The sequence below is a fragment of the Amycolatopsis sp. cg9 genome, from assembly GCF_041346945.1.
GTDB lineage: Bacteria > Actinomycetota > Actinomycetes > Mycobacteriales > Pseudonocardiaceae > Amycolatopsis.
Window position 1 is genome coordinate 8,444,785 of sequence record NZ_CP166850.1, and the last position, 22,547, is coordinate 8,467,331.

Annotated in this window: 15 protein-coding genes; 3 read left to right on the forward strand and 12 right to left on the reverse strand. The window is 72.2% G+C overall.

All coding sequences use genetic code 11. The features are described 5' to 3' along the window. Nucleotides 1-7: 7 nt before the first annotated feature. Genes AB5J73_RS39015 through AB5J73_RS39045 form a run of 7 tightly spaced genes read right to left on the reverse strand, consistent with a single transcriptional unit; the run spans nucleotide 8 to nucleotide 7,741 of the window. Entirely contained in the window at nucleotides 8-499 is a 492-nt protein-coding gene (locus AB5J73_RS39015; protein WP_370963858.1) for a hypothetical protein, read from the reverse strand. Continuing rightward, the gene (locus AB5J73_RS39020) at nucleotides 496-2,391 is read right to left on the reverse strand and encodes a hypothetical protein (protein WP_370963859.1); all 1,896 of its coding nucleotides are present in this window, start codon (nucleotides 2,389-2,391) and stop codon (nucleotides 496-498) included. Before AB5J73_RS39020 ends, AB5J73_RS39015 begins: the two co-directional genes overlap by 4 nt. Continuing rightward, nucleotides 2,388-5,054 (reverse strand): hypothetical protein, encoded by a 2,667-nt coding sequence (locus AB5J73_RS39025; RefSeq protein WP_370963861.1) that lies wholly within the window; start codon nucleotides 5,052-5,054, stop codon nucleotides 2,388-2,390. Before AB5J73_RS39025 ends, AB5J73_RS39020 begins: the two co-directional genes overlap by 4 nt. After that, the gene (locus tag AB5J73_RS39030; RefSeq protein WP_247022844.1) at nucleotides 5,051-5,245 is read right to left on the reverse strand and encodes a hypothetical protein; all 195 of its coding nucleotides are present in this window, start codon (nucleotides 5,243-5,245) and stop codon (nucleotides 5,051-5,053) included. Before AB5J73_RS39030 ends, AB5J73_RS39025 begins: the two co-directional genes overlap by 4 nt. A gap of 12 nt (nucleotides 5,246-5,257) precedes the next feature. Continuing rightward, nucleotides 5,258-5,719 carry a hypothetical protein gene (locus tag AB5J73_RS39035; protein WP_370963863.1) on the reverse strand — a complete coding sequence of 154 codons (462 nt, stop codon included), beginning with the start codon at nucleotides 5,717-5,719 and terminating at the stop codon, nucleotides 5,258-5,260. A gap of 13 nt (nucleotides 5,720-5,732) precedes the next feature. Further along, on the reverse strand, nucleotides 5,733-6,929 hold the full coding sequence (locus AB5J73_RS39040) for a hypothetical protein (protein ID WP_370963864.1): 1,197 nt from the start codon (nucleotides 6,927-6,929) through the stop codon (nucleotides 5,733-5,735). Nucleotides 6,930-6,988: 59 nt separating this feature from the next. Then, nucleotides 6,989-7,741: a hypothetical protein gene (locus AB5J73_RS39045; RefSeq protein ID WP_370963865.1), complete on the reverse strand. Its 753-nt coding sequence runs from the start codon at nucleotides 7,739-7,741 to the stop codon at nucleotides 6,989-6,991. Between the two features lie 173 nt (nucleotides 7,742-7,914). Between AB5J73_RS39045 and AB5J73_RS39050 the strand changes: the two genes are divergently transcribed. From AB5J73_RS39050 to AB5J73_RS39060, 3 genes are all read left to right on the forward strand, one after another. Continuing rightward, nucleotides 7,915-10,731, forward strand: a complete 2,817-nt coding sequence (locus tag AB5J73_RS39050) for a BTAD domain-containing putative transcriptional regulator (RefSeq protein WP_370963866.1) — start codon at nucleotides 7,915-7,917, stop codon at nucleotides 10,729-10,731. 255 nt (nucleotides 10,732-10,986) lie between these two features. Then, entirely contained in the window at nucleotides 10,987-12,960 is a 1,974-nt protein-coding gene (locus AB5J73_RS39055; protein WP_370963868.1) for a hypothetical protein, read from the forward strand. A 2-nt stretch (nucleotides 12,961-12,962) separates the two neighbouring features. Then, on the forward strand, nucleotides 12,963-14,504 hold the full coding sequence (locus AB5J73_RS39060; protein WP_370963869.1) for a hypothetical protein: 1,542 nt from the start codon (nucleotides 12,963-12,965) through the stop codon (nucleotides 14,502-14,504). A gap of 22 nt (nucleotides 14,505-14,526) precedes the next feature. On the opposite strand, the gene AB5J73_RS39065 is transcribed toward AB5J73_RS39060, so the two are convergent. The 5 genes from AB5J73_RS39065 to AB5J73_RS39085 form a co-directional block, all read right to left on the reverse strand. Continuing rightward, a complete protein-coding gene (locus tag AB5J73_RS39065) occupies nucleotides 14,527-14,772 on the reverse strand; it encodes a hypothetical protein (RefSeq protein ID WP_370963870.1) in 246 nt (81 codons plus the stop codon). A 71-nt stretch (nucleotides 14,773-14,843) separates the two neighbouring features. Beyond that, the gene (locus tag AB5J73_RS39070) at nucleotides 14,844-16,667 is read right to left on the reverse strand and encodes an OmpL47-type beta-barrel domain-containing protein (protein WP_370963871.1); all 1,824 of its coding nucleotides are present in this window, start codon (nucleotides 16,665-16,667) and stop codon (nucleotides 14,844-14,846) included. A 63-nt stretch (nucleotides 16,668-16,730) separates the two neighbouring features. Beyond that, nucleotides 16,731-20,678 carry a ThuA domain-containing protein gene (locus AB5J73_RS39075; protein ID WP_370963872.1) on the reverse strand — a complete coding sequence of 1,316 codons (3,948 nt, stop codon included), beginning with the start codon at nucleotides 20,676-20,678 and terminating at the stop codon, nucleotides 16,731-16,733. An 11-nt stretch (nucleotides 20,679-20,689) separates the two neighbouring features. Then, a complete protein-coding gene (locus AB5J73_RS39080) occupies nucleotides 20,690-21,667 on the reverse strand; it encodes a multicopper oxidase domain-containing protein (protein ID WP_370963873.1) in 978 nt (325 codons plus the stop codon). 19 nt (nucleotides 21,668-21,686) lie between these two features. Further along, nucleotides 21,687-22,541 carry a TIM barrel protein gene (locus AB5J73_RS39085; protein WP_370963874.1) on the reverse strand — a complete coding sequence of 285 codons (855 nt, stop codon included), beginning with the start codon at nucleotides 22,539-22,541 and terminating at the stop codon, nucleotides 21,687-21,689. Nucleotides 22,542-22,547 lie beyond the last annotated feature (6 nt).

Below are 22,547 nucleotides of genomic sequence, written 5' to 3' on the forward strand. Positions count from 1 at the left end.
CGCCCCCTCAGACCGGCAGCGCGTCGGTCAGGGCGCCGACACCGATCGACGAGACGTCGAGCAGCTTCGCGAGGCTGCCCGGGCGCGGGAGGTGCAGCAGCCGCAACGCCACGTCGAGGGTGTCCCGCCGCTGCGCGCTCTGCGAAAACGTCAGCGACTGCACCGCGAGGTCCGTCCGGATGGTCGCGGTCGTGATCAGCACCAGGCCGCTCTGCGTGCCGCCGGTGATCCGGGAGAGCGCCGTGCCCTGCCTGCTGGACTCGGCGAGGTTCTCCAGCGCGACCTTCCAGGTGAAGCGCAACGGGCCGAGGAGGACGGCGTTCAGCGACAGCGTGTCGTCGTGGCTGACCACCGCGACCCGCCGCCGGGTCCCGCCGACCTGCGGCACGAAGTACGCCGAGTCGATCGACAGCTGGGTCACCGCCCACAGCGGCACCGGCACGATGCCGTCGGACAGCACGGCGCTCGGCGTGTGCAGGTACGGTTCGAAAAAGCTCATCGTGTTTCCCCTCCGCGGGGCTCGGTGCCCGGCCTGCGCAGCCGTTCCTGGATCTCGGTGAACCGGGTGCGCAGGTCGGCGAAGTCGATCTTCATGTCCAGCAGGCGCTGCTGCAGGTAGCTCAGCTCACCACCGGCGTTCGTGATCACCCGCCGGACCCGGATGTCCGGGTCGTCGAGGATCGCGGCCGCCTTGGCCTGCCCTTCGGGCGTGGCGAGTTCCGCAGTGGACAGGCCCTTCAGCCGGTCCCGTGCCTTCGTCAGGCGGCCGACGGCGTCCGCCACCCCCGACGCTTCCCCGGTGAGCGGGTCCGGGAGGTCCTGCACGCGCTTGGTCAGTTCGACGACGTCCTTCTGGACGTTCTTGCCGATGTTCTCGACCAGGCTGCTCACCTCGCCGAGGCCGGACTGGGACAGCGTCTTGTTGTCGCAGAGCCAGATCTCCCGGCTGCCCTTGACGAGCACCATGAAGTCGGTGCCGCCCGCGGTGACGCCGATGTCCGGCGCCTTCAGCACGAGGACGTCCTTGCCGAGCTGGAACACCGCGGCGAATTCGCCCGCCATGCCGCGGACGTGCTTGCTCATGATCACGTCGCGGACGTAGACATCCAGCGGCACCAGTGGTTTGCCTTCGGCCGCGTCCCGCACCGCCTTCTCCAGCCAGGCTCCGGAGAGCTCCAGCAGGTGACCGGGGTTGCGGGTGCCGAAGTCCCGCAGCAGCGCGGAACCCCGCAGCGCCTCGGCGACCTGCCCGGTCGGCGGCAGCCCGAGCGCGGCGACCTGGCGGTCGAGCTGCGCGGCCCGGGAGCGGGCGTCGGGCGAGCCGCCGACGCCGGCTTCCACCGCACGCCGCTCGGCCTCCCGCGCCCGGTTCAGCGCGATCAGCGCGCGTTCGAGGTCGGCCCGTTCGCCCGCACCGAGGCCGTTTTCCGCGGCGAACCGGTCCATTTCCGCCGTGCGCCACGGCACCGGAACGCCCTGCGCCTGGCCGGGCCGTTCCTCGCCGAGGGCCATGGCCCGCACGAATTCGGGGTCGACGGCCGCGACGCGGTCGAGCACCGCCCGCTCCCCCGTGGGCAGCACGTGGTAGGTGGCCTGCACCCGGGCGTCCGGCGGGCGGCTGCCGCGCAGGCCGCCACCGAGCGCGTACGCCGTGTCGGGCGTGCGTGTCATGCCGATCGCCTCCGTCACCTGGGCCACTTCCCGGTGCCCCAGTACGCCGTTCAGTTCTTCCAGCACCCGGATCGTCGCCCCGGGCCTGCCGTCCAGCGCCGCGTCCACTGTGGACCGGCGCAGGTGCCGGGCGCGGCGGAGCGGCAGGCGCAACGGCTCGGGCAGCGCGTCGATCCGCTGGTTCAAACGCCGGGTCGCCCACCGCGGTCCATCCGCCGGCCGCGCCACCGGTTCCCTGGCGGGCGCCTGGGCTTCGAGGTCCGCGAACGGGTCCGGCACCGGCTCCGGCAGTGCTTCCGGCCGCGCTTCCGGCGTGCCGGGCAGTTCCGGGGCGGTGCGCAGCTGCCGCTGGGCCCAGAGGTCGGGCGGGAGCAGCTCCGAGCTCGTCTTGCGCAGCCGTTCCAGTGCCGAGCGCAGGCCCGCCAGCTCCTCGGTCCGCAGCTTCCGGCCGAAGGCCTTCCGGTAGTAGCCGTCCACCTCTTCGCGCAGCCGGCCGACCCGCTCGACCGCCGCGCCCATCTCGTTCACGTAGCGCTCGCCGAGGCGTTCGAGGGCCCGCAGCACCGACCGGTCGAGGTGTTCGCCGACCAGCTTTTCGGGGATTCCGGCCGCCTTCGAAATGTTCTCGACCGCGTCGCGCAGCCGCGGGAACTCCCGCACGCGCGCGCTCACCCTCGCCGCGGCCGCCGCGTCGACGACGACCCGGGCGCGGCCCGTCACGATCCCGCCTCCGTGCTCGCGGCCACGGCGGCGGCCATGGCGCGCATGGCGTGCCCGGCGACCTCGCCCTTCGGCACCGTGCCACCGAGCCGGTACTCGGCCGCCACGGCTTCGGCGAACTCGCTCACCACCGCCGACAGCGCCAGGTTCAGCACGTAGCCGGTGGTGAGCTGGGTGAGGAAGCTCTTGACGAAGTGCTCGGCGGTGATCGAAGCGAGGTGCCCCGCCACCTCCGTGAGCTTGCGCCGCAACGCCGCCGACGTGACCGCGTTCAGCTCGCCCTTGGCCAGCGCCCGCGCGCCGGTGATCGCGTCGCGCACCACGGCGGGCAGTTCCGGCGCGATGGCGAGGAAGCCCTGCAGCCACGCCCCCGCCAGCTCGGCCTCGACCTGCGCGCGGGACAGGATGTCGTCGCCCCCGAGCAGCGACCGCTGCAGATCGGCGTGCTCGTGCGCGGTGTGGATGCCTTCCCCGGCTTGGATCAAGCCGATCACCAACGCCTCCGCGGGGAAGAACACGGCGAGCAGGGTGAGACCGGCGAGCTCGAAGAATTCGCGGAACCGGGCCTTCGCGATCTCGTGCCCGGCCAGCGCGGCGAGGCCTTCGACGTAGATGTGCTCGTCGCCGAAGATCGACGCGCCGCTCTTGGCGCGGGTGAACATCGCCCGCAGCCGCTGGTCGGCCAGGTCGTGCACGCCGCTCAGCTGGGCGTGCAGCTCGCTGCTCCCGTCCGGTTCGAAGCTCGCCAGGCCGTAGGCGACCATCCGGTCTTCGCGCGCTTCCTCGGTCTTCTCCCGGTTGGTCTGCTGGATCTCCGCCAGCACGGCGAAGAACTCGCGGTCGACCGCGTCGGTCACCACCCGCCCGGCGGTCTCCGCCCCCAGGCTGTCCAGCTGCGTCGCGGCGCGCAGCCGGCGCACCACGTCGGCGATGTCGGCGAGCTTCTCCAGGAACGGATCCGTGAGCTGGGCGGTGGACCGCAGGTTCTTCACCTCGGCCTCGACCTCGTCGAGCGTGTGCCAGGCGCCGTGGGCGTCCTTGATCCGGTAGCCGGTGCGAAACGGGTCGAGCCCGGGCCGGTCCCGGCCGGGGAAGACCGGGGTGCGCACGACTTCGACCCCGTCGACCGACCGGTAGTTGTGCGCCGGCTCCGGTCCGATGCGGACGGTGCTGTCGTTGATCGCCTTGGCCCGCCGCAGCTTCCCGAGCAGGTCGGTCAGCTCGGGCAGGTCGGCGAGGAGCACCGTGAGGACGACGCGGGTGGCGGGCAGCCAGTCGGTGCTCGCCAGCCGGCCGGCGATGTCGGCCGCGCTCGTCTCCAGGCGCTCCAGCAGCGCGTCCTGGCAGGCGGCGACGAACAGCGACGCGACCACCTTGCGGCGCAGCGGGAAGTAGTCGCGGTGCAGGTAGCCCGCCCACTCCTCGGCGTGCCCGGCCAGCGGGCACGGCAGCTTCCGCGCCTTGTCGCGGGCGAGCACCGCCTTGGTGTAGGCGAAGAACAGGACGTTCACCGCTTCCAGCGCCGTCACGAGGTGGCGGAGCACCTCCTGGCGGGCTTGCGTGCCCACGAGCCACCCCAGGCCTTCACTCCGCCGCGCGATGACGGCGAGCGCGGCGAAGAGGAACGACCCGATGAACCGCGGTTTCGGCAGGCCGAGCGCGGCGGCGATCGTGTCGATCAGGTCGCCGAACGCGCCCTCGTCCCAGTCGGACACCTCCAGCTCGTGGAGGTAGGGCCGGTCCGGGTCGGCGTTCCCGGCCGCGTCCGGGTCGTGGCGCAGCGGCTCGCAGTCGGTGCCGTACCGCGTGTCCCGCGCCTCGGGCGCCTGCTCGGTGAGGACGAGCACCGGCAGCCCGGCCCGGTCGGCCAGCCCCGCCTGCCCGGCGAACCAGGCCACCGGCGTGCCGGCCAGCCGGTATTCGTAGAGCGACCCCTTCAGCCGGTACCGCTTGGCCCGGGCCGCCGCCCGTTCCGCCAGGCGGGGTTCGGGGACGTCCGGGGTCGCGGCGCGCCAGATCCGCACCAGGGCCGCGATCAGCGCCTTGCGGAAGGTGTCCTCGTCGGCGGCGTCGGCCACGAGGTGGAACGAGTCCGGGTAGCCGGCCGAGTAGCCGGGTTCCGCTTCCGCGTCCCGCCCGTCCGGCGGCAGCACGAACCGGTTCAGCTTGGTGCCCCACGCGACGCCGAAGGACCCGTCGCCGCCGGCGTCGACGAACAGCATCACCGCGGCACCGGCGGAATCCGCCGCGATCGCGAGCACGCGAGGCGGGCGGGTGTCCCCGCCGTACCGGACGGCGAGCGCGTCGAGCAGCTCGTCGGCGGTGGCGAACTGCCGCAGCCGGGGGGTCGTGCGGACCGGCTTCGCGGGCGCGGCGGCCGACGGCCGCAGGTTCGCGACGGCGGTCTGGACCGCTGCGTGCGCGCTGGCTTCCAGGTGCGCCGCGGCCCACGCCGGCACGGGCGCGCCGCGGAACCGCACGCTCACCTCCGGGGCCCGGCCGGACCACACCGCGCCGTCGAGCGCGTCGGCCCGGCCGGCCCGGCCGGCGGTCCGGGCCGCGGCCGCGACGGCCGCTTCCCGCACCAGGTCCAGCACGTGGGTGTCCAGCGGATCGCCGGTCAGGTCCAGCCGGATCCGCACCGGCATGCGCACGGTGGTCATGTCAGCCCCTGCAACGCCGCGGTCAGCCGGTCCAGAGCCGTGGTCACCAGCTGGTCCGGGTCGTACGGCGCGACCACGCGCACCTCGATCTCCACCGGGAACTGGAACACGAGCTCGGCCGGCCCGGACTCGTCACCCTCGGACGGCAGGATGACGCCGCTGCCCTCACCGGGAACCAGGTCGTCGAGCACGGATCTCCCCCTCTACAGCGCCGACTGCAGCGGACCGGACGTCTTGGCGCCGCCGGCGTCGGTCGCGTCCACGTGCATCGAGAAGCCGGAGAACGTCGCCTGCGGGGCGCCGGCCACCGTCGCCGCCGTCGGCGAGGCGCTCGTGATGACGCACCGGCTGAGCACGATCGTGGAGAACGACCAGTCGTCGCCGCTGCGCTCCTGCATCGAGATGCTGAACTCGGTCGCGTTCAGCGCCAGCGCGGTCAGCTGCGCGGTGGCCGGGCCGATCGCGTTGACCGTCAGCGAAAAGGTCAGCGAGTACGGCTGGACCACCACGCCGACGTGCGTGCGTTCGATGCTGTGCAACGGCTCGGCCGTGGTGGCGAACGTCGGCGTGAACGACTGGATCGGCGAGATCTCGTGGTCCACGCCCTTGTCGTCGGTGTAGCGCACGGCGAGGCGGGTGTTCCAGCTGGTTTCGGGACTCGACATGGTGGTCTCCTGCTCAGGACTTGGCGTCTAGGGTCACGTTGAGCCGGTGCACCGCGGGCCCGTACGTGATGCTGATGAGGACGGCCACCTGCCGGGTCTGGCGGGCGGTGACCACCTGGGCCTGTTCGGCGGCGGTGCGCGCGCTTTCCGGCAGCGCGAGGATCGACAGCAGCGGGATGCTGACGGAGAAGTCGTCGATCACCGCGCCCAGCTGCAGCGGGCCGAGGATGCCTTCCACCCGCACGCGCACGGCGGTCAGGCCGGCCTTGGTGACGCGCGCGTCCCCGATGGTGCCGATCAGCCCGGCCCGCAGCCGGAACTCGAGGTCGTCGAGCACGCGGCAGATGTCGACGTAGTTGCGGCCCGGATCCGACGAGAACGTCCCGCCGTCGCCGAGGAACAGCCCGGTGCCGGGCACGAGCGCCGGATCGATCAGCGGGATGGCACCCTGGCCGGCCAGCCCGATGACCTCGGCGGGCACGTACTGCTGGATGACCGGGATGGTGAAGCCCCGCACCTGCTTGAGCACGACGCTGGTGGCCGGGGCCTGGCCGGCGATCGCGCCCATCACGGCCGCGGCCGCGTCGGCGACCGGGTTCGGGCTCACCGTTTCGTCGGTGGTCGCGCCGCGCGCGGCGACGAGGATCATCCGGCCGGTCGCGCTCTTCAGCGCGCCGTAGGAGTTGGCCGCCAGCACGGTGTCCACGTAGGTCGCGCTCCGCGGCGTGGCCGGGTCGATCATCGCGACCGCCATCCGCCGGTTGCCCGCCGCCGACATGTTCTCGACGTGCTCGGCCAACGCGCGCAGCCCGGTGGCGGGGGTGCCGCCGGTGGTGGCCGCGCCCACGTTCACCTCCCCGGCGAGGCAGACGAACGTGACGTCGTCCGCGGCCTCGAGCCCGGCGAGCGCGGCGGCGTAGTTGCCGGCCGCCGGCGTGCGGACGCCGTAGACCTTGGTCGGCCGCGGGTCCTGCGCGAGCACCAGGTCGAGGCTCCGGCTCAGCGCGGTCGCCGCGCCGGCCTTGCCGAACAACGCGAGCGCGTCGGCGTGGCCGGTGACCACCAGCGGCGTCGACGCCGGCGCGGTGGCACCGTCGGCGTTGCCGACGACGGCGACCACGCCGGGCGAGCGTTGCGCGGCCGGGACCAGCGCGCTGGTGTCGATGACGACGTCGACAAAGGGGAAAGCCGGTTGCACGAGGGTGGCCATACCGATCTCCGTACGTGGTTCGGGCGTGGTCGATGCGCGTTTCGCGCGGGACTTGGTGGTCATGTGGACTCCGTGGTGGTGATGACGGCGACGCCCTGGCCGGCGAGCCAGCTCCGCGCGGCGCCCAGCCGGTCCGCCCGCCGCTGCTCCGGCGACGTGCCGGTCCGGGCCCCCGGCCAGCCGGGGTCGTCGAACGCCGTGGCGGGCACGACCCAGCAGACGAGGCGGTCGAACCGGCGGTCCGGTGCCCCGGGCGGGGCGTCGGCGACGGCGTAGCGGGCCGCGCCGAGCCGGGCGGCCGGCGTCGCCCGCAGCAGTTCCCGGGGACTCGTGTCCGCGGCCGCGGCGAGGAACGCCACGAGCACGGGCAACGGGACCGGGGCCGGCGGCGGGTCCGCCCCCGGCGGGCCCATCGCCACGGTGGCGTCGAGCGCGACCGGATCGTCCACACCGGACTGTCGCGCGGTGACGTCCACAATGGTGCCGTCCAGGACCGCCGTGCGGACCACGACGGCACCGGTCCACACCGCGTCGGCCGCGACGGGCGGTGCCTGCCCGGTGTCCCAGGAGGCGGCCACCTCCCACGGCACCGGCTCCCCGGTCCGGCGGAACTGGGCCGTCGCGGACACCCGGGGGTCGAGCGGCACCGCGAGGTCGAACCGGTCGAAGACGGCCGTCACCGGCTCGGTCACGAGCGCCGGGTCGAGCTCGTAGGCCACGGTGCCGAGCGCGAGCAGCGCGTCGGCGGTCAGCACGGAAGCGCGGGCCGCCGGATCGGCGAGCCGCAGCACGATCTCGCTGGCGACGTCCATGGGACCACCGTGGCAAGGCCGGTCGACAACCCGTCGACAACCGGTCGACAGCAGGGAAGTTGGGCCGAACGGCCCTGTATCCACCCGGTCGTCCGGTCCTCCTGAGAGAGGTGGGGACGGACGACCCGAGTGAAACCCGTGCGGCTCAGGGGCAGGCAAGACCGGAGTTCCGCGTGCTCGGCGCGTTCGAGGTCCGGCTGCACGGCAGGCCGCTGGACCTGGGCGGTCCCCGCATCCGCACGCTGCTCGCGCTGCTGATCGCGAACGCCGGGCGGGTGACCGGAGTGGACACCATGGCGGACGCGTTGTGGGACGTGGACGCCACTCCCGGCACCCCGCGCACGGTCCGGACCTACCTGTCGCGCGTGCGCCGCTCGCTGGCCCCGGTCGCCGAAGCCCTTGGCGTGGCCGACCTGATCGAGACCCGCGCGGCGGGCTACGCCCTGCGCCTCGACCCGGCGCTCGTCGACGCCCGCGAGTTCGAAGGACTGGTGGCCGCCGGGCGAACCGCCTTGGCGGCCGGGGATCCGGTGACAGCGGCGAAGCGGTTGTCACGCGCTTTGGCGCTGTGGCGCGGTGACGCCTACGAGGACTTCGCCGGCTCCGTGGCACTGCTGGCCGAAACGCGGCGGCTGCACGCGTTGCGGCTCGGCGCCGTCGAAGACCGCGTCGACGCCGACCTCGCCACCGGCGCGGGCGAAGCGCTGATCGGCGAGCTGACGACGTTGAGCGAGCGGCACCCCGGCCACGAACGCCTCTGGGGACAGCTCATGACGGCGCTGTACCGCGCGGGCCGCCAGGCGGACGCGCTGGACGCGTTCACCCGCGCCCGAGCGGTGCTCGTCGACCAGTTCGGTTTGGACCCGTCGCCGAGGTTGTCCGAAATCCACCGCCGGATCCTCGACAACGACCCCCGGTTACTGCCCACCGCGACCGCTCCGGCACGGCCGGTGGTCGTGGCGGGCCGCAACGACCTGCCCGGCGACATCGCCGACTTCACGGGCCGGGAAACGGAACTGTCCCGGCTGCTGTCCGTCCGGGACGGCGTCGCGCACACCGCGCCGAAGGCCGTCGTGATCGAGGCGATCGACGGGATGGCCGGCATCGGCAAGACGACGCTGGCGATCCACGCGGCGCACCGGCTCGCCGAGCAGTACGGCGACGCGCAGCTGTTCATCGACCTGCACGGGCACACCTCCGGGCAGGAACCGGTGACCCCGGCGGCGGCGCTGGACACCCTGCTGCGCGCGCTCGGCGTGGCGGCGGACCGGATCCCGCTCGACCCCGACGCCCGCGCCGCGTTGTGGCGGGCGGAACTCGCCGGCCGCTCGATGCTCGTCGTGCTGGACAACGCCGCGGACGCCGCGCAGGTGCGGCCGCTGCTGCCGGGCAGCGCCCGCGCCCTGCTGCTGATCACCAGCCGGCGGCGGCTGGTCGGCCTGGAGGCGGCGCACACGCTGTCGTTGGACGTGCTGCCGGAGGCGGCCGCCGTCGAGCTGTTCGCCGGCATCGTCGCCGACGACCGGCCGGCCGCCGAAGCCGGCGCCGTCCGCGACGTCGTCGAGCTGTGCGGCCACCTCCCGCTGGCCATCCGCATCGCGGCCGCGCGGCTGCGCACCCGGCCCGCGTGGACGGTGGCGCACCTGGCCGACCGGCTGCGCCAGGCGGGCCGGGCGCTGGCCGAGCTGTCCGCGGGCGACCGCAGCGTCGCCGCGGCGTTCGCCTTGTCCTACGGGCACCTGGACGCGGCGCAGCAGCGCATGTTCCGGCTGCTGGGCCTGAACCCGGGCCCGGACATCGACGTCCCCGCCGCCGCGGCGCTCGCGGCCGTGCCGCCGTTCGAAGCCGAGCGCCTGCTGGAAAGCCTCGTCGACGACCACCTGCTCCAGCAGCCGGTGACCGGCCGGTTCCGCTTCCACGACCTGGTCCGCCAGCACGCCCGGACCACCGCGCTGACCGACGAGCCCGAACCCGGGCGGCGGGCCGCGCTGCGCCGGCTGGTCGGCTTCCACCTGCACACCGGCCACCGCGGCAGCCGCCTGCTCGACCAGCAGCACCCGCCGATCGACGTCGGCGAGCCCCCGGCAGGCTGCGTCCCGGCCCCGCTCCCCGACGACGCGGCCGCGATGACCTGGTTCGACGTCAACCACGAGTGCGTCCTGGCGGCCAGGCAGGCGGCCGAGGACGCCGGCTGGGACACGTGCGTCTGGCAGCTGGCCTGGACGCTCGACAACTTCCACTACCGCCGCGGGCACCTGCAGGCCAACATCACTTCGTGGCTGGCGGGCCTGGCCGCCGCGGAGCGCCTGGAGGACCTCGCGGTGCAGGCCCGCGCGCACCGCCGCCTCGGCCTCGTCTACGGCCCGTTCGGCCAGGCCGCGGAGGCCCTGCACCACCTGAACCGGTCCCTGACCCTGGCCAAGGAAATCCGCGACACGCTCGGGCAGGCGGGCGTCCACTTCGTGCTGGCGCTGCACTGGACGCACGAGAAGGACGACGAGCGCGCGCTCGGCCACGCGACCAGCGCGCTCGAGCTGTACCGGGCCCTCGCGGACCGGAAGTGGGAGGCACGCGCGTTCAGCCTGATCGGCGCGTGCCTGAGCCGGCTCGGACGGCACGACGAAGCACGCGGCCACGCCGAGTCGGGCTTGGCCCTGTGCCGCGCCCGCGAAGACGTCTACGGCGAGGCCGACGCGCTCGACAGCCTGGCCTCGATCGCGGCGGAGACGGGCCGGCCCGCGGAGGCGCTGGGCCAGTCCCACCAGGCGCTTTCGCTGTGGCGGCACCTCGACAACACCTACCGCCAGGCAGGCACCCTCGCCGCGATGGGCGACGCGCACCACGCCCTCGGCCACCCCGCCCAGGCGCGTGAGGCGTGGCAGCAGTCGATCGACCTGTACCGCGCGCGGGGCCTGCACCCGGCGGCGGACGAGGTCGAGAAGCGGGCGGCGAACTCCGGCTGCGCCCGCGCGGCCCAGCGCCTTGAATGACTCATTCAGGACCTCACCGGCGTGCGTCGCGAATGACTCATTCGGGACCACCAACGTCCCGAATGAGTCATTCGCGACCCCAACCCGCCACCCCCGCATCAGCCACCCAGCGCCACCCGCCGCGCCGCGCCCAAAGCGCCGGGCAGACCGAGCCCGATGCGGCGTTCGGCCCAACGCCCTCCGGCGCCGGCCGCGATTCGCCCACGATTCGCCGTCTTCTCGTATCAGGACCCCGCACCTCTTACTCTCAGTGGTGTGGACGGCATCGACAGTCTCCGGCACGCCATCGAAACGATCCCCATCCCCGGCGCCCCGCCCCGGCTGTCGCGGCAAGGCGCCGCCGTCGGGCTCGCCCTCCTGGACACCTCGCTGCGGCTCAACCACGTGCGGCGGCTGACCGAACGGCTGACCGTCGTCGAGCACGGGACCGCGCGCCGCAGCACCGAGGTCGACGTCAGCCTCAAGCTCCTCGACGAAGGCCAGCGCCAGGCCACCGCGCAGCTGCAGGACCTCATCGGCCAGGAACACGGCGGCCGCGCCGCCGAGCGGCCGGCGCGGCAGCGGTCGCTTTGGGTGCCACTGGCCCGGTTGCCGCGGCGGGACGTCTCCCCCATCGACGTCTTCGACAGCTCGGGCCAGAAGCTGCCGCGGCTCACCCAGCACGAGGCGTCGCGGCTGGTCGCCGCCGGGCTCTACCGGCTGCTGCGCGGGATCCTCGGCAGCGACGAGAACGCGCAGACCGCCAAGCACGAGCTGAACACCTTCCTGTTCCAGGTGCACGAGCCGCGCTGGCTGATCCAGCAGGCGCTGCTGACGCTGCTCACCGAGCGGAACCACCCGGAGGAGGAGTTCGCGCTGGCCCCGGCCGGCGGCACCGTCCCCGGGTACGGGCGGCAGTGCCGGGAGCTGGCGCTGGGCATCCTCGACGGCTGCGCCGAGCTGCTGGTCGAGTACGCGTACCTGCTGAACGTCGCCGTCCGGGACTACATGCTCGTGGTCGCCCTCGACGACTCCGTGGAGGAACACCGGCTCAGCTACGAAACCCCGCTGCACGTCGACGCGCGCCAGCCCGTCGCCAAGGAGCAGTGGCGGCGGCTGGCCGCCAGCCGGCGCGGCTACGTCGTGAGCTACCAGACCATGATCCCGGCGACGCTGAAGTCCTACCACCTGGTGGCCCGGACCGCGCCGGAGGCCGAGATCTCGCGGATGTACCTGTCCACCGACGCCGATCAGCACCAGGTGGAGGGTCTCGCCGAAGACCTCGGGTCGCTCGCCGAACGGCAGGACGCCGCCCCGCTGCAGGAGGCCGACGGGGCCCGGCACAAGATCCTCGAGCTGCAGGCGCAGACCGTGCTGCGCCGGCTCGCGGACCTGCTGCGCCGCCGCAAGTGGGAGGCCGGTCAGTCCGGGGTGGAACTTTCCCCGCGCAGCCTGCCCGCCTGTCACCGGCTGGCCGCGGCGGCCACGACGGGCGAAGCGGTGCGGACGGGGACCAACGAGCTCGACAACTCGCTGCGGCGGCATCCGGAGTTCACCGCCGCGAACCTGCGCGAGGCGGCGCGCGAGCTGACCGACCGGGAGTTCGGGCAGGACCTCGTGCTGGTCAACGGCATCGCCGACAACGAGGCGCGCGCGTACTGGCGCCGCTCCGGCGGCCGCGACCCGCGCGGCGACCACGTCCGCGTGCGCGCCACGCTCGTGCTCAAGGACTCGACGAAGTCCGGTCCGCTCAACGTGACGTTCTACGCGCTCGCCGTCGCGACGGTGTCGTTCGTGCTCGGGTGGCTGCTGGTGGGCAGTCCGTGGCCGTACGGCCGGGAAGCCACCGAAGCGCTCGGGCACATCGGTGACGGCCAGTCCGTGATCACCATGTTGCTGCTGCTGCCCGGTTTCCTCTACAGCCGCCTGTCGCTGCCACCGCGCCGCACCGTGCTCGGCTACCTCGGGACGCTGCCGCAGGCGCTCGTCCAGCTGAGCATCGCGGCCATCGCCGGGTTCGCCGCGACCGTCGCGACGCAGGCGAGGGGCGAAGTCGTGCAGGTGGCGCTGACGGTCGCGGTGGGGCTGCCGGTGCTCGCCGCGCTCGTGCTGTTCGGGCAGGCGTCCTGGCGCGAATCGGCGATCCCGCTGTCGCGCATCGGGGCGCCGCGGTGGGCGGGCGCCGGTGCCTGGGACCGCCGCCGGCCGCTGGAAGCCGACGTCCGGTTCGACTCTTCGGGGGGATGGTGAGGATGCGCGGCCAACGGGTCTCCGTGCGCAACGTCGCCGATCTGGCGCGTGCGGGCTTCGAAATCGCGCGGCAGCCGGTGACCAAAGTGGACTTCGAGGTGCACCACGCGATGGCCCGCCACGGCTACCTGCGCGAGCTGGTCACCGCGGACGCCGACAACGCCGTCTTCCTGGAGACGCTGTGCTCGGCCACGAACGGCGCCGGCGTCGTGATCGGCACCCGCACCCGCCAGCCGCTGGACGGCACCGAGGTCGTCGAGCACGTCGACGGCCACCGGCCGGCCGAACGCCCGGAGCAGAACGACGGCGGCTGGGTCTTCCACCAGACGACCTCGCCCAACCCGACGTTCATCTACGAGTCCGAGCAGACCTTCGAGGGCCTGATCTCGATCGATCCGGCGGCGCGGGAAGTCAGCGAATGGCACGGACTGGCCGTCCGTGACCTGGTGCGGGAGATCTCCGACGCCGCGGCGGCGTTCATCGACGCGCCGCTGCTGTCGCTGCAGTGCCCGGCGCAGCTGCCGCTGGTCGTGAAGACCCGCAACCACGACCTCCGCACCCGCAAGGAGATCGCGTCGCCGTGCGCGTCGCTGGCGGTCCGGTTCGCGATCGCGCTGCGGGACGTGTCCGCGGCCGCGCGGTTCGAGCTGGCCGACCGGTTCCGCGAGCTGTGCGAGAAGCACGGCTACAGCTTCTGGCTCGCCGACACGCGACCGGGCCACCGGCAGGGCAACTGGTTCGAGGTCTACCACGCCGACGGCGAGTTTTCCCCGCTGTACAAGGGCGACCTCCGCTCCCGCCAGCGCATCGGCACGTGCCTCCCGGTGACCTTCGTCGGCCCGGCCCGGATCGGCTCGACGCACGCGATCGTCTCGTTCCTGCAGCGCTACCCGCAGGTGGGTGTGGTGGGCTGCGCGGGCACGACGCTGTCCGACGTGGCGTTCGTCCACCTGCAGCTGGCGGTCCACGGCGTCGCCGCCGACCGGCTGAACCGCATCCTGGCCAAGCTCCTCGGCGAGTCGTCGACCCCGGCGCGCCCGCAGAAGCTGCTGCGCGAGCTGTTCAAGCGGCTCGGCCTGCCCCCGGACCCCGACGACCCGGCCCCGCCCTCGACGGACCCGACGGCCGACTACCAGACCTTCGCCGGCCCGGCGTTCGCCTACCGCCCGTTCCAGATGCCGGACTGCCTGGCGGTGTGGGTGTCGTGGGAGATCGCCCGCCAGCACCAGGGCCTGGCGGCACCGCTGGAGTGTCTGTACCGCGCCTTGAGCCAGGTCGCGTCGGCGGGTGACCTGGCGACGGTCGAGTACCTCATCTGCCGCGCGACCGAGCAGTCGGTGATCCGCGGGAAGGCGAAGCTGGCGGTCCCGAAGTCGGTCCTGCGGCAGTTCGCCTCGGGCGGGGTCGAGCTGCCGGCGTCGAAGCTGTGCGCGATGGTCGAGGAGGCGTGGAAGGCCCAGGTGGACCGCTCCGGGGTGGACGGGGTGAGCGAGCTGACGGTGGCGTGGCGCGAGTCCTGGCTCGGCCACTGGACGTACTCCTGACCGCCGCCGGCTCGTCCAGGCCCTACCGCACCACGCCGGCGAAGAGGACGAGCCCGAGGCCGACCAGCAGCAGCGGGACGACGACCAAGGTCCAGGTCAGCAGCCGCTTCAGCTTGTAGACGGCGACCAAGGTCTCGTACTTCATCTGCAGGTCGGCCTCGTCGACGTCGTCCGCCTCGAGGATCCGGGCCACCACCTGCTCCATTTCGGTGCCGGCCCGGACCTCGTGCGCGGTCATGATGCCGAACTGCGCGAGTGTTTCAGCCATGGCGGTGACCTCCCGCTTTCCGGTGCTACTCGCAGGTCGTCCCAAGCGGCACCGCCGTTACGGCCGGCCGCCTACAGGCGCTTCTTCGCGTCCGGGCGGGCGGGGGTCGCCGCGGGCGGGCCGCCGATGTCGGACTCGATCGCCGCCGTCACGATGCGGTTGCGGTCGCCTGACGACAGGACGCCGTTGCCCACCAGTTCCTGGGTCACCGCCTTCACGTGCTGCACGAACCGGTCGTGCGAGGCGTACTCCGCGGTCTCGTCGATGACGTCGTTGAGCGTGCAGCCGTTGCCCGTGTCGATGTTCTCCACCTGGCTGTCGATTCCGCCGATCACCACCGTGTCGCGGGTGTCGGAGTTCGGGCACGCGTCCGGTGGTGGCGAGGCCGCGACCACCGTGAACGTGCCCGCCACCTCCGCCGACACGTTGCCGGCGACGTCCGTGGCCCGCGCGCGGACGGTGTGCGCGCCCAGCGCGGGCACGACCACCGGTGCCGGGTACCGCGTCCACGCGCCACTGTCCAGTTTGTACTCCACCAGGCCCACCCCGGACTCCGCGTCGGAAGCCGCGACGGAAACCGTCGCCTGGCCCACGTAGTTCCAGCCGCCGTCCTGCTTGCCGGTGACCTGGAGGGAGACCGACGGCGCGGTGGTGTCCCCGCCGGCGACCACGGTGAACGCGACCGAACCCTCCGCGGACGCGTTCCCGGCGACGTCACGGGCGCGGTAGCCCACCGTGTGCGCGCCCGCCGCGGTCACCGGAACCGGTGCGGCGTAGGCGGTCCACGCCCCACCGTCCACCTTGTACTCCACCGCGGCGACCCCGGAACCCGGGTCGGAAGCGGTCACCGTCACGGTCGCCTTGCCGACGTAGTTGCCGTCGGCGTCCTGCGTACCGGCCACGGAAGCCGAGACCACCGGCGCCGTCGTGTCCCGCTTGACCACCGTGAAGGAGGACATGCCCTCCGGTGACGTGTTCCCCGCGGCGTCGGTCGCCCGGAAGTGGACCATGTGCGCGCCCGCCCCGGTCACCGCGACCGGCGCCGAATAGCGCGTCCAAGCACCGCCGTCGAGCTGGTACTCCACCGAAGCGACCGCGGAATCGGCGTCGGTCGCCGTCAAGGTGACCGTGGCGACGTCGAGGTAGTTGCCCGCGGAATCCTTGTCCCCCGAGAGAGACGCGGTCACCGTCGGCGGCGTCGTATCGCCTTGCCCCTCGACGATCGTGAAGTGCGCCATCCCCTCTTCGGACGTGTTCCCGGCGACGTCGGTCGCCCGGTGGTGCAGCATGTGCATGCCCACCGCGGTGACCACCACCGGCGCCGAATACGCCGTCCACGCGCCGCCGTCGAGCTGGTACTCGACCGAAGCCACCCCGGAGCCCGCGTCGGTCGCCGAAAGCGAGACCGTGGCCGACTCGATGTAGTTGCCCGACGGATCGCGGTCCCCCGCCACCGCGGCGGTCACGACCGGCGGCGTGGTGTCCCCGGTGCCGTCGGAGACCACGAACTCCCCAACCATCGCGGTGTGGCCGGGGATGGTGCAGAAGTACCGGTACTTGCCCGGCGTGAGCGTCACGACGGCTTCGTGCCGGCCGTTCTGCGGGTCGAACGGGTTGGCCAGGATGTTGAGGGAGACGTCGTGGTTGTAGCCCGGCGTCGAGGTGTCGAACGTCAGCGTGTGCGACATCCCGGTCGTGTTGCCGGTGGCTTCGCTGTTCTCGAAGACGATGGTGGTCTCGCCGGGCAGCGCGCCGGTCGGCGCGGACGCGTATTCGGTGGTGCTGTTGTTCCCGGTCCAGGTCAGCGTCTGGACCGGCGCCGCCACCGCGGGGGTGGCCAGCCCGAGCAGGGCGAGAAAAGCCGTCAGCAGCACGGCGATCAGTCGTGGGGACATCGCGGGAGAACCTTCCTGGGATGGGACGGATGGGGGCCGGGCGCACGCCCGGCCCCCATCGCGCTACAGCTGCCGCACCCGGATGTTGCGGAACTCGATCAGGTCGTTGTCGCTGTGGTTCTGCAGCCCGATGAACCCGCTGACGAACTGCCGCAGGTCGGTCGGCGGGTCACCCGCGCGCGACGACTGCTGGCCCGGCGTGTTGTCGAACTCGTTGATCACCACGCCGTTGCGGATCATCGTGTAGTGCTGCCCGACGACCTTGATCTCGTACTCGTTCCACGTTCCCTTCGGCCGCGCGCCCGCCTGGTCGAGCGGGCGCGGGTCGAAGTTGTAGACCGACCCGGTCTTCTGCGGTTCGCCGGTGTCGCCGTCGTAGATCTGGATCTCGTGGCCGCAGTAGATGGCCACCCACGCCTGCGACGTCCGCGCCGACCCGACCGTGCCGCAGCTGCCCGGCGGCCGCTGGTCCAGGGGTGTCCGCGGATCCGGGAAGCGGACGAAGACGCCGCTGTTGGCCCGGTACCCCTCGGGTGCGATGTCCTTGAACTGCACCTTCACCGAGAAGTCGCCGAACTGCCGCTGGGCGTACCAGAGCATGCCCAGCCCGCCACCGGCCCGGATGGACCCGTCGGGTTGCAACGCGAACTGCCCCGACGGCGCTTGTTCCCACGCCCGCAGCGACGCGGCGGTGCCGTCGAACAGCGCCTCGTACCCCGTCGTGCCCGGCTTCCCGATCGGCGACGCCTCCGCCGCCGCGTTCAGCTCGGCCACCTCGGCGTCGTTCAGCACCCCGAGGTCGGAGAGCGTCTCGGTGGCCTGCCCGACGTGGTTGACGAACGCCGCGTGCGTGGTCCACACGCCTTCGTCGTCGATGAAGTCGTCGACCGTGCAGCCACCGCCGGCGTTGCGGTTGACCACCTTCGTGATGCTGTCGCCCAACGTCACCACCGGGCTCGGATCGGCCACCACGCAGCCGACGTTCACCGCGGTCCGGGTCGTCACCGCTTCACCGTTCGCGTAGGTCACGGTCAGCTTCGCGGTGAAGATCCCCGTGCGCGGGTAGGTGTGCCGCGGGTCGGCCTGGGTGGACACCGAGCCGTCGCCGAACTCCCAGCGGTAGGACACGCCGCCGGACTTCGACCCGGTGAACGCCGCCGTCAGCGCCTTGTTCTGCACCATCGTCGACGTCGCCGCGGGCGCCGGGGTCGGCGCGCCGCCGGTGTAGCTGATCTTCAGCAGCTTCTGGTTGGCGTCGAGCGAGAAGAACCCGTTGCCGTAGTCCAGGACGTACAGCGCGCCGTCCGGCCCGAACTTGGCGTCCATCCAGCTCTGCACCCGGGTGTCACCCGAGCCGCCCGGGATGATCTGCCGGAACGTCTCGGCGAACACCGGCGGCTGGTGCGTCGGCACGCCGGCCGGGTCGACGGTCACCGCGACCCGGTTCTGCGCGTTCGACTCGTCGCCGATGAACCACTTGTTGTCCCAGTACGCCGGCCAGGCCACGCCGCTGTTCGTGTTGACCAGCGAGCGGTGGTACGTCGGCCCGGACATGACCGCCTGGCCGCCGCCCCGCAGGTACGGCTGGGTGTAGGTGGCGTCCGCCGCGACGTACGTCGGGATGGACGAGCCCGGCCGCTTCGGGAAGACCGGCCCGCCGCCGTCCGGCGAGTACCAGATCATGTTGTCCTTGATCGGCGGCAGGTTCACCAGGCCCGTGTTGCGCGGCGAGGTGTTGACCGGGTTGTCGCAGTCGTACCAGCCGGTCAGCTCGGCCGCGTTCGTGCTGCTGCGGTCGCGGTAGGGCTGCCGGTTGCCCATGCAGTACGGCCAGCCGTGGTTGCCCGCCTCGGTGATGATGGTCGCCGTCTCGTACTTCGCCGGGCCCAGTTCGGGGCTCGGCGAGGACGCGTCGGGACCGACCCAGCCCGCGGTCATCCAGTTGTGCACGGGATCGATCTGCAGCCGCGAGATGTTGCGGACGCCCATCACGTAGATCTCCGGGCGCGTCTTGTCCGCCGGCCCGTTCGGGAACAGGTTGCCCGCCGGGATGGTGTACGTCCCGTTGGCCTCCGGGTGGATCCGCAGGATCTTGCCGCCCAGGTCGTTCGTGTTGCCCGCCGTGCGGCGCGCGTCCTGGAACGAGAGGCCCTTGTAGTCGAGCGTCCAGTTGTTGCCCGAGTAGCCGTTCGAGCCGCCCGAGGAGTTGTTGTCCCCGGACCCGACGTAGAGGTTGCCGTCCTTGTCGAACGCCATGCCGCCGCCGGCGTGGCAGCAGCTGTGGATCTGCACATCCCAGGACAGCAGGTCCTTGCGGGTCGCCTGGTCGATCGTCTGCGCGGTCGCGTTGTAGGTGAACCGCGAGATCGTGCGCTTGCCGATCCGCTTGTCGCGGTCGATCGACTCGTGCGGCATCCAGTAGGCGTAGAACCAGCCGTTCTCGGTGAACTTCGGGTCCAGCGTGATCCCGAGCAGGCCCTCTTCGTTCTTGACCAGCTCGTCGCCGCTGCCCCGGTTGCCCATCACGCGCAACGTCGTGAGCAGCTTGACCTTCTTGGTGACCGGGTCCCACTGGTGGATCGTGCCGCAGCCGAGGCCGACGTTCGGGTCGTCCCAGCTGACGACCGGCCCGGTCGGGCAGGCGGCCTTGCCGATGTAGAACACCTTGCCGTCCGGGGCGATGGTCAGCCCGTGCGGCTCGCCGATCTGGTCGAGCTGCCCGGCCGCGTTCTTGCCGGTCAGCCGCTCGACCTTGTAGTTCGCGGCGATCCCGGCCTGGCAGTCGCCGCGCACCATCCCGGTCGTCCAGCGCAACGCGCCGAGCAGGTGCTTCCGGAACTGGTCTTCGCCGTAGGACCCTTCGGTGCGGCCCATGCCGGTGTAGAAGGAGCGGCCGCCGTCGTAGTCGCGGCACCACGAGATCGGGTGGAACGCGCCGTTCGCGCCGACCCCGGGGTTGTAGCCCTTCTCCTCGACCTGCGCGACCGTGTGGACGGTGCCGACCGGGTTGGTCTCCCAGTTGAGCCAGCGGTCGGTGCGCGTCCAGTTCTGCGGCAGCCCGGCGGTGGCCGGGTGCTGCGCGTCGAGGACGTCGACCACGGCCTGCTGCGGCGCCGGCTCGGGCGGCGGCGGGGTCGTCGAGGTGTCCTTGAACAGCTTGAGGTCGGCGAGCTGGATGATCGGTTCACCGGCGTTCGCGGTGATGTTCAGCCGGTAGTTCGCGTACGCCGTGGTGTTGGCGAAGGTGAACGTCCGGGTCTGGAACGGATCGGTGAACACCTCGTTCGCCCGCGTGTCCAGGTCGGTCCACGTGGCCCCGTCGGCGGAGCCCTGCAGGGTCCAGTTCTTCGGGTTCCGGCCCGGGAAGTCGTTCGCCGACACCAGCGAGTAGCTGCTGACCGCGACCGGCGCCGCCATCTTGTAGGCCGCCCAGCCGGTGGTGGCGAACGTCAGCCACTTGGTGTTCTCGTTGTTGTCGGCCAGCTTTTCCTTGGTTTCGTTCGGCGGGTTCTCCCCGCTCGCCGTCACCGCCGCGACCGCCTCGGGCGTGGGCCGCGCCCCGATCGGCCGCGCGCCGATCAGGCCGGTGAACCACTGGGACGAGTCCTGTGCGCGGGCGGCGTCGGAGATGCCGAGGAACCCGCCGCCGGCCTTCATGTACGCCTGCAGCGCGCCTTCCTGGTCACGGCTGAGCGTGATGCCCTGTGCGGACAGGTAGACGACACCGCGGTAGCGGGCCAGGTTCGCGGCGCTGAACACGGCGGGGTCCGAAGACGCCGTCACCGTGATGCCGTTGTCCGTGCCCAGCCTCGCGATCGCGTCGGCCGCGCGCAGCACGGGGTCCTTCTGATCCGCCGCCGCGCCGTGGAAGACCAGCACGTTGACGGGCACGTTCACCGCGGCGGGCGCGGCCTGCGCCACCGGCATCGTGATCAGCGGGGCCCCGGCCGCCAGGACCGAGCCGATGGCGAGCACGAGCGCCCCGCGCCTTCCGAACCACCGTTTTCTCATAGCTCCCGTCCTCATGCGTGCGTCCGTCCATCCGGGCTCATGTCGTGCCCGGAATGGTCATGCAGCTTGAACCGGTCGATCGCTTCCTGCGCCCCGTCGGGCAGGCTGCCGTCGGCGTTGCGGACCAGGAACAGGCCCACCATCCCGCCGTCGGAATGGGTCTGGACGTGGCAGTGGTACATCCACGCCCCCGGCCCGACGCCCTCGCCGGCGATCACCTGGAAGCCGAAGGAGCTGCCGGGGTCGAGGTTCTTGTTGTCGACGGTGGCAGCGTTGTCAGCGGCGCCGCTGAGCATCCCGGTGCGGGTGTCGGCCCAGCGGTGCGCGTGCAGGTGGAACGTGTGCGGCAGGCTGCCGTACCCGATGCAGACCCACTCGACGCGCTCGCCGAGGCGGGCCTCGAGGATCGGCGTGTCGGGCGCCATCTTGTGGTTGATCATCATCTCGTTGAACACGACGGTGTACTGCCGGCTGGGCAGCAGGTCGCCGCGCTTGCGCACGATCAGCCCGCCGTAGAGCCCCCGGGCGAGGCCGGCGGTGCCGTGGTCGGTGCCCATCGCGTGGTCGTGGTAGTGCCAGTAGCCGGCGTTGCCCGGCATCCAGAACCCGCCGCCCGCGTCGTACCGGGCCCGCGTTTTCCACGTGTAGGTCCGGGTTTCGCCCGGCTTGTTGAACGACGCGTTGAGCGGGGCGCCGTCGGACCCGGTGTCGTAGTTGACGCCGTGCGGGTGGATCGACAGCCGCTGGTCGGTCCGGTTGACCAGTTCGATCTCGAGGGTGTCGCCCTCGTAGATCTCCAGCAGCGGCCCGGGGATGGTGGCCTTGCCCGGTTCGAGGCCGTAGCCGTAGAGGCCGCCGGGCAGGGCTTCGGCGTAGATGGTGATCTGGCGGTTCAAGCCCGCCGCGAAGGCCGAATCGGCCATCCCGACCGCGGGCACGAGGACGCCCGCGGCGGTTCCGGCCAGCATCGACCGACGTGACACTCGCATGCGACTTTCCCCCGGGGTCTCAGAAACGCACGGTGCGGAGGTACTCGAACCCGACCTTGGCGGTGTTCAGCGGGTCGGTGGGCTGGTCGTGCTCGACGATGTATTCGCCGATGTTGTGGCAGGACGCGGCGAAGATGCGCGGGAAGTTGATGACACCCGCGCCGGGGTCGACCATCTGCCCGTCCGCGGTCCGGTCCTTGACGTGGTACTGCCTCACGCGCGGGTAGTTGCGCCGGAACAGCTCGACCGGGTCCGCGCCGCCGTTCACCGCCCAGAACAGGTCGATTTCCAGGTGCACGAGCCGCTTGTCCGTCTTCGCGGTGAGCACGTCGTAGGGCACGACGCCGCCGATCGGGGCGAATTCGTGGTCGTGGTTGTGGTAGCCGAGCTTCAGGCCGGCCTTCTTGAAGGCGACCGCGGCGGTGTTCATGCGGCCCGCGAACGCCTCCCACTCGGCGATGGTGCCGAAATTCGCGTACGGCACGACGACGGAGCGGTTGCCGAGGACCTTGGCGTCGGCGATCGTCTGGTTCAGGTCGCCGTCGATGCCGACGTGCGTCGAGGAGGCCTCGATGTGGTTGCGGTCGAGGATGGCGCGGAACTCGGCGGCGCTGCGGCCGTAGGTGCCGGCCAGCTCGACCTTCCGGTAGCCGATGTCGGCCAGCGCGGACAGCGTGCCTTCGGGATCGTTCTGCAGGAGCGACCGCAGGGAGTAGAGCTGGATGCTGATCTTGTCGAGCGGGATGCGCTGCCGGGCTTGGGTGGCGTCCGCGGAACCGGGTAGCGCGATCGCTGCCGCCCCCACCGTGAGGGCCGCTGTCGCCACGTTCAGGAACGTCCGTCGGGAGTGCTGCTCAGCTTCATGACCGCACATGGAACT

Coding starts and splice junctions, on each gene's coding strand:
- AB5J73_RS39015 (WP_370963858.1), bottom strand. CDS start 499: ATGAGCTTTTTCGAACCGTACCTGCACACGCCGAGCGCCGTGCTGTCC.
- AB5J73_RS39025 (WP_370963861.1), bottom strand. CDS start 5,054: ATGACCACCGTGCGCATGCCGGTGCGGATCCGGCTGGACCTGACCGGC.
- AB5J73_RS39035 (WP_370963863.1), bottom strand. CDS start 5,719: ATGTCGAGTCCCGAAACCAGCTGGAACACCCGCCTCGCCGTGCGCTAC.
- AB5J73_RS39040 (WP_370963864.1), bottom strand. CDS start 6,929: ATGGCCACCCTCGTGCAACCGGCTTTCCCCTTTGTCGACGTCGTCATC.
- AB5J73_RS39045 (WP_370963865.1), bottom strand. CDS start 7,741: ATGGACGTCGCCAGCGAGATCGTGCTGCGGCTCGCCGATCCGGCGGCC.
- AB5J73_RS39060 (WP_370963869.1), top strand. CDS start 12,963: ATGCGCGGCCAACGGGTCTCCGTGCGCAACGTCGCCGATCTGGCGCGT.
- AB5J73_RS39065 (WP_370963870.1), bottom strand. CDS start 14,772: ATGGCTGAAACACTCGCGCAGTTCGGCATCATGACCGCGCACGAGGTC.
- AB5J73_RS39070 (WP_370963871.1), bottom strand. CDS start 16,667: ATGTCCCCACGACTGATCGCCGTGCTGCTGACGGCTTTTCTCGCCCTG.
- AB5J73_RS39075 (WP_370963872.1), bottom strand. CDS start 20,678: ATGAGAAAACGGTGGTTCGGAAGGCGCGGGGCGCTCGTGCTCGCCATC.
- AB5J73_RS39080 (WP_370963873.1), bottom strand. CDS start 21,667: ATGCGAGTGTCACGTCGGTCGATGCTGGCCGGAACCGCCGCGGGCGTC.
- AB5J73_RS39085 (WP_370963874.1), bottom strand. CDS start 22,541: ATGTGCGGTCATGAAGCTGAGCAGCACTCCCGACGGACGTTCCTGAAC.